The organism is Ruegeria sp. BHSB058 (genome assembly GCF_059613285.1).
The window spans coordinates 20,835-27,662 of the sequence record NZ_JBXWSF010000053.1; the positions used below are offsets into that span (position 1 = coordinate 20,835).

At 59.6% G+C, this 6,828-nt stretch carries 7 protein-coding genes; 6 read left to right on the forward strand and 1 reads right to left on the reverse strand.

Features of this window, described 5'->3' with window-relative positions; translation table 11 throughout:
- The first annotated feature begins 93 nt into the window (after positions 1-93).
- Together AC2FNB_RS13730 and AC2FNB_RS13735 are read left to right on the forward strand one after the other, a co-directional pair.
- On the forward strand, positions 94-1,275 hold the full coding sequence (locus tag AC2FNB_RS13730; protein WP_496747189.1) for an MFS transporter: 1,182 nt from the start codon (positions 94-96) through the stop codon (positions 1,273-1,275).
- Between the two features lie 98 nt (positions 1,276-1,373).
- Complete coding sequence (locus tag AC2FNB_RS13735) at positions 1,374-2,237, forward strand: DMT family transporter (RefSeq protein WP_480750192.1); 864 nt, start codon at positions 1,374-1,376, stop codon at positions 2,235-2,237.
- Here AC2FNB_RS13735 and AC2FNB_RS13740 read toward each other — a convergent pair.
- Positions 2,227-3,033: a putative rhamnosyl transferase gene (locus tag AC2FNB_RS13740; RefSeq protein ID WP_480750193.1), complete on the reverse strand. Its 807-nt coding sequence runs from the start codon at positions 3,031-3,033 to the stop codon at positions 2,227-2,229. The genes AC2FNB_RS13735 and AC2FNB_RS13740 overlap by 11 nt on opposite strands.
- A gap of 403 nt (positions 3,034-3,436) precedes the next feature.
- On the opposite strand from AC2FNB_RS13740, the gene rpsL reads away from it, so the two are divergent.
- The 4 genes from rpsL to AC2FNB_RS13760 form a co-directional block, all read left to right on the forward strand.
- The gene (gene rpsL / locus AC2FNB_RS13745; protein ID WP_005621086.1) at positions 3,437-3,808 is read left to right on the forward strand and encodes a 30S ribosomal protein S12; all 372 of its coding nucleotides are present in this window, start codon (positions 3,437-3,439) and stop codon (positions 3,806-3,808) included.
- A gap of 15 nt (positions 3,809-3,823) precedes the next feature.
- Positions 3,824-4,294 carry a 30S ribosomal protein S7 gene (gene rpsG, locus AC2FNB_RS13750; RefSeq protein WP_138842352.1) on the forward strand — a complete coding sequence of 157 codons (471 nt, stop codon included), beginning with the start codon at positions 3,824-3,826 and terminating at the stop codon, positions 4,292-4,294.
- 18 nt (positions 4,295-4,312) lie between these two features.
- Positions 4,313-6,430, forward strand: coding sequence for an elongation factor G (fusA, locus tag AC2FNB_RS13755; protein WP_480750194.1), 2,118 nt, complete (start codon positions 4,313-4,315; stop codon positions 6,428-6,430).
- 88 nt (positions 6,431-6,518) lie between these two features.
- The coding region (locus AC2FNB_RS13760) for a GTP-binding protein (RefSeq protein WP_496747192.1) at positions 6,519-6,828 on the forward strand (310 nt) is incomplete at its 3' end.

Here is a 6,828-nt window from a genome sequence, read left to right on the forward strand (position 1 = left end):
AAACCAACACGGCGTGCGTCGCTAAGGTCAAGCCCACTGTGACAGCGAACTTGCCCATGGCTTTGCCAGCGCCGTGGGAGTATCGAAGGGGACATGCTCAATCCGCCCCTCCGAATCCTTCTTCTTGTCCTGTTGCTCTGGCTTTCAGGGCTTGGTGCGGCCGGGCAGTTCGCCAAGATCGCGGTTCCGTTCGACATGCTGGCGCAAGCCTATCCCGATGCGGCTGCAAGCTTGGGTTTGGTTTTGTCCGTCATCAGTCTCTTTGGCATCCTTTTTGGCATGACTGCGGGCATCGTTGTGGCGCGGGTGGGGTATCGCCGAATGCTGGTGCTGGGCCTGTGTCTGGGCGCGGCGATGTCGCTGTGGCAAGCCGCCCTGCCTCCAATTGTTCCGATGCTGGTCAGCCGCACCATCGAAGGGTTGTCGCATCTCGCCATCGTCGTCGCCGCGCCCACGCTGATGGCGCAGATCTCCTCGGATCGATATCGCAACCTGGCGATGACTTTGTGGAGTACGTTTTTTGGCGTGTCCTTCGCCATTGTAGCATGGGTCGGATTGCCATGGGCGCAGGTTCACGGGCTAAAGGCCTTGTTCCTCGCCCATGGTCTGGCCATGGCGGCGTTGGCTGCTATGGTGTGGCTGGTGCTCAAACCCGATGACCCAACGACCGGGGCGAAAGTTGGCTCGATTACGCCGCGTAAGGTGTTGCGCCAGCATCTTTCCGTCTACAGCTCTCCTCGCCTTGCCGCGCCTGCTGTCGGCTGGCTTTTCTATACGCTGACTTTCGTGTCACTGGTCGCGATCCTGCCCATCTTGTTGCCAGCTGACCTGCGCGCCACCATAGTGGGGTTGATGCCATTGACCAGCATTGCGGTGTCGCTGCTGGTAGCCACCGCCCTTATGCGCATCTGGTCTGCCATCGGTGTCGTCGTGTTCGGCTTTGCCCTGTCCGCGCTTGTGCTGGCGGGGTACTGGTTGGGGGTTTCAGCTCCGATTCTATGCGTGACACTGTTTGGGACACTGGGCCTTGTCCAGGGCGCCAGCTTTGCCGCCATCCCTCAGTTGAACACATCAACAGAGCATCGTGCGCTTGCCAACGGGGCAATGGCCCAGATGGGCAATTTGGGCAACACACTGGGAACACCGATCTTTCTGTTCGTTCTGGGGCGCTATCAGTTTGGTGGATTGGTGAGCGCTGTGATCCTGTGCTATCTCGCCGGGATTATCGTGCATATATGGTTGTGGCGCCGCCGCAGCCTCATGCAATTCCGTTAACATCTTGCCTTTTTTGACATCCATGCCAGAACTGTATGGTTGGCAGGCTCACGGACCCGACCGGAGCGGTTGACACCCCCTGGCACCGAGGTCGCAACATGTCTTCCAACACGCAAGGCGCGTTCCTGATGATGGGCAGCATGGCGGCGTTCACGATCAACGACGCGATCGTCAAGGCGGCCGCAGCGGACCTGCCCCTGTTTCAGCTGGTCGCCATGCGCGGTGTTCTGGCCACCACGCTGATCTATGTCCTGTCTCGGCATTTGGGCACCCTGCACCTGAATTTCCCACGGCGTGACAAGATCCTTGTTGCATTTCGTTGCGTTGCCGAGGTCGGCGCCACGTTCCTGTTTCTGTCAGCGCTGGTACACATGCCGTTGGCGAACGTGACGGCGGTCTTGCAGGCATTGCCCCTGACCGTGACCCTGGGTGCGGCGATTTTATTCAAGGAACCGGTCGGGTGGCGGCGGGCGGCGGCAATTGCGGTCGGGTTTGCGGGCATGCTGTTGATCGTCCGCCCTGGTCCTGAAGGTTTCAATATCTATGCGCTTTATGCGTTGGCGGCGGTCGCCATGATTACCGCCCGAGACCTTTTGACCCGGCGCATGTCGGCCGCCGTACCGTCAATGGTCGTTACGCTCGCAACGTCCACCACCATAACACTCACCGCCGCATTGGCATCGCTCGATACCGGCTGGGTGCCGGTTGCGCCAGCCACCGGCATGATGGTCGCCTCGGCGGCGGTGTTCGTTCTGATGGGGTATCTGTTCAGCGTCATGGTGATGCGCGTTGGCGAGGTCGGGTTCGTCGCCCCGTTCCGTTATTCAAGCCTGATCTGGGCGCTTCTCCTGGGCTTTGCAGTTTTTGGCGATTGGCCTGATCCGCTGACTTTGTTTGGCGCGGCTCTCGTCGTGGCCGCCGGCTTGTTCACTCTGTTCCGCGAGCGCGCGATCAAGGACTGAACCCGCGCCTGGAAACCCGGTCGGTGTCAATCGCAAACCGGGCGGCGAATTCTTCTTTTTGATCCGCCGTCAGAGGCAACAGGTCGACGGGTTGCGCCCTTGCCCTGCGCGAGTCGTTAAAGCTGCCATGCGACCGCACCCACATAGGCACGTCCGAAAAGCTGACCGCTGGCATGAACCGCGCAATCTTGTTGTGCGCAAAATTCATGATCGTCAGCGGACAGCCGCCCCGGACATACATCCCAAGTGCCACTCCCAGGAACGGTCTGGTTTCTTCCAGTACGCGGGTGCCACCGCTGTTGAATTCAGCTGCGTAACCACGACTGAAATCGACTGCGACAGCCTTGTTGCGTTTCAGCAACCCGTCGCAGTCGCCGGCGGCTTGCCGAAGTCTGGCGACAAAATCAATCGCGACGGCATCGTCGTCGTCATGCCGGAACTGCAGACATGGTGCATCTGGTGATGCGCGCTCCGCATTCAGGATTTCTTTCATCACCTCCCGGTGCGGGCGCGGCGGTTGGGCGACGATCCTGACCTGCCGTATATCGGCAGTCAGGTCATGCAACCGGTCGCGATCCGGTTTCGGCAGGCTGTCCCCAATCACGATGATCAAGGTAAAATCCTGATCGGTTTGCGCGCGCAGCCCCGGTAGCGAGACGGCTTCAAACAGCCGGAATCGCTCTTCCAACCGGTCGCAATCATAGAGATAGCGAATTCTGTCCTCGACAGTGTCATGCGCGACCTGAAATCCCCCAAGTGCGGGGTACGAAAAGCGGCACAGGCCGAGAACTTGCATCTATGACTTCCAGCGAGGTTTGTTCCCGACGGACTATGCCGCTGGCCGTCTGCGTCTGCAACCGCTCCGAAACCGGCTTGTTTTCCGGTCAAAACGGCGATATCCGGCGGATAAGGCGCCCTGCGCAGATGGAATCGGGTCGGGCTGTTGACACTTTGCCCGACTCCCCCTATTACGCGCGTCATCTCGGCACCGGGGGCCGCCCCAACGCCGATTCCAGTAATGAACTGGTCAAGGCCCGGACAATTTTGCAGTTCGCGCCCTCTGATAACAAACCGCGACGTTCACCTCGGAATGGGAACGCTCGCGGGTTTTGCGCTTGTGGACGCATAAGCGCAGCGAAGTTAGCCGCACGCAACGCGCGTGCATGTCATGTGTGTTGCAAAACGGGGAAGAAACCGGAATGCCAACTATTCAACAGCTGATCCGCAAACCGCGGCAGCCGAAAGTAAAACGCTCGAAATCCATGCACCTGGAGCAGTGCCCGCAGAAACGCGGCGTCTGCACACGTGTTTACACCACCACACCGAAGAAACCGAACTCGGCTATGCGTAAGGTTGCCAAGGTGCGCCTGACCAACGGGTTCGAGGTCATCTCGTACATCCCCGGTGAAAGCCACAACCTGCAGGAACACTCGGTTGTTCTGATCCGTGGCGGCCGTGTGAAAGACCTTCCCGGTGTGCGTTACCACATCCTGCGCGGTGTTCTGGATACCCAGGGCGTCAAAGACCGTAAGCAACGCCGTTCGAAATACGGCGCGAAGCGTCCCAAGTAAGAAGGAGAGGCTGATATGTCACGTCGTCACGCCGCCGAAAAACGCGAAGTCCTGCCTGACGCCAAGTTTGGCGACAAGGTTCTGACCAAATTCATGAACAACCTGATGATCGACGGCAAGAAGTCGGTCGCAGAGCGCATCGTCTATAACGCGTTCGATCGCGTTGAAACCAAGATCAAGCGCGCACCCGTCGAAGTGTTCCACGAAGCGCTCGACAACATCAAACCTTCGGTCGAAGTTCGCTCGCGCCGTGTGGGTGGTGCAACCTATCAGGTTCCGGTCGAAGTGCGCCCCGAGCGCCGCGAGGCACTGGCCATCCGCTGGCTGATCGCCGCCGCGCGCAACCGCAATGAAAACACCATGGAAGAGCGCCTTGCTGGCGAACTGCTGGACGCCGTTCAGTCCCGCGGTACCGCCGTCAAAAAGCGCGAAGACACCCACAAGATGGCCGAGGCGAACAAAGCCTTCAGCCATTACCGCTGGTAACCCTAGAGGCTTACACTTATGGCACGCGACTATCCGCTTAATTTGTACCGCAACTTCGGTATCATGGCGCACATCGACGCAGGTAAGACCACCTGCTCGGAGCGTATCCTGTATTACACCGGCAAATCCCACAACATCGGTGAGGTGCACGACGGTGCAGCCACCATGGACTGGATGGAGCAGGAACAGGAACGCGGCATCACCATCACCTCGGCTGCAACCACCACCTTCTGGGAGCGCACCGAGGACGGTCAGACCGCCGATACCCCCAAGCACCGCCTGAACATCATCGACACCCCAGGTCACGTTGACTTCACCATCGAAGTCGAACGCTCGCTGGCCGTGCTCGACGGTGCCGTCTGCGTTCTGGACGCAAACGCCGGTGTTGAGCCCCAGACCGAAACCGTGTGGCGTCAGGCTGACCGCTACAAGGTTCCGCGCATGGTGTTCGTCAACAAGATGGACAAGATCGGCGCAGACTTCTTCAACTGCGTCCGCATGATCGAAGACCGCACCGGCGCCCGCGCGGTTCCGGTTGGTATTCCGATCGGTGCTGAATCCGAGTTGGAAGGCTTGATCGACCTGGTCACCATGGAAGAGTGGCTGTGGCAGGGCGAAGATCTGGGCGCAAGCTGGATCAAGGCCCCGATCCGCGACAGCCTGAAGGACATAGCCGAAGAATGGCGCGGCAAGATGATCGAAGCGGCCGTCGAAGAAGACGACGACGCGATGATGATGTACCTGGAAGGCGAAGAGCCCGATGTGCCGACCCTGCGCAAACTGCTGCGCAAGGGCACTCTGGCGCTGCACTTCGTTCCGGTTCTGGGTGGCTCGGCGTTCAAGAACAAGGGCGTGCAGCCGCTGCTCAATGCGGTGATCGACTATCTGCCCAGCCCGCTGGACGTTGTCGATTACATGGGCTTCAAACCCGGTGACGAGGAAGAAGTTCGCAACATCGCCCGCCGCGCAGACGACAACATGCCGTTTGCGGGTCTGGCGTTCAAGATCATGAACGACCCCTTCGTCGGTTCGCTGACCTTCACCCGGATCTACTCCGGCGTGATGAACAAGGGTGACCAGATCCTGAACTCGACCAAAGGCAAGAAAGAGCGCATCGGTCGTATGATGATGATGCACTCCAACAACCGGGAAGAGATCGACGAAGCGTTTGCAGGCGACATCATCGCGCTGGCGGGTCTGAAAGACACCACCACCGGTGACACCCTGTGCGATGCCAAGGAACCTGTGGTTCTCGAAACCATGACCTTCCCCGAGCCGGTGATCGAAATCGCGGTCGAGCCCAAGACCAAGGGCGACCAGGAAAAGATGAGCCAAGGCCTTGCCCGTCTGGCAGCCGAAGACCCGTCGTTCCGCGTGGAAACCGACCTGGAATCCGGTCAGACCATCATGAAGGGCATGGGCGAACTTCACCTGGACATCCTGGTGGACCGTCTCAAGCGCGAATTCAAGGTCGAGGCCAACATCGGTGCGCCGCAGGTGGCTTACCGTGAGACCATCTCGATGCCGGTCGAACACTCCTACACCCACAAGAAACAGTCGGGTGGTTCGGGCCAGTTCGCCGAGGTCAAGCTGGAAATCCAGCCGACCCAACCGGGCGAAGGCTATTCGTTCGAAAGCCGCATCGTTGGTGGCGCGGTTCCGAAGGAATATGTGCCGGGCGTCGAAAAGGGTATTCGTTCGGTCATGGATTCCGGTCCGTTGGCTGGCTTTCCGGTGATCGACTTCAAAGTGGCCCTGCTGGACGGCAAGTTCCACGACGTTGACTCGAGCGTTCTGGCGTTCGAAATCGCGGCGCGGATGTGCATGCGCGAAGGCATGCGCAAAGCTGGTGCGAAGCTGCTGGAACCGATCATGAAGGTCGAAGTGATCACCCCGGAAGAATACACCGGTGGTATCATCGGCGACCTGACCTCGCGTCGGGGTCAGGTGTCGGGTCAGGAACCGCGCGGCAACGCGATCGCAATCGCTGCGTTCGTTCCGCTGGCCAACATGTTCGGCTACATCAACACCCTGCGTTCGATGTCGTCGGGCCGTGCCCAGTTCACCATGCAGTTCGACCACTACGATCCGGTTCCGCAGAACATCTCGGACGAGATCCAGGCGAAATACGCATAAGACCGGGTGGCGGGGTGAACCCCGCCCTACCCATTCCACTGTAGGGTGGGTTTCATCCCACCATCCGTAAGAAAAAAGGAGCCTTGCAATGGCAAAGGAAAAGTTTGAGCGTAACAAACCGCACGTCAACATCGGCACGATCGGCCACGTTGACCACGGCAAGACGACGCTGACGGCGGCGATCACCAAGTATTTCGGCGACTTCAAGGCGTATGACCAGATCGACGGCGCGCCGGAAGAGAAGGCCCGCGGGATCACCATCTCGACCGCCCACGTGGAATACGAGACCGACGCGCGCCACTATGCCCACGTCGACTGCCCCGGCCACGCCGACTATGTCAAGAACATGATCACCGGTGCGGCGCAGATGGACGGCGCGATCCTGGTTGTGAACGCCG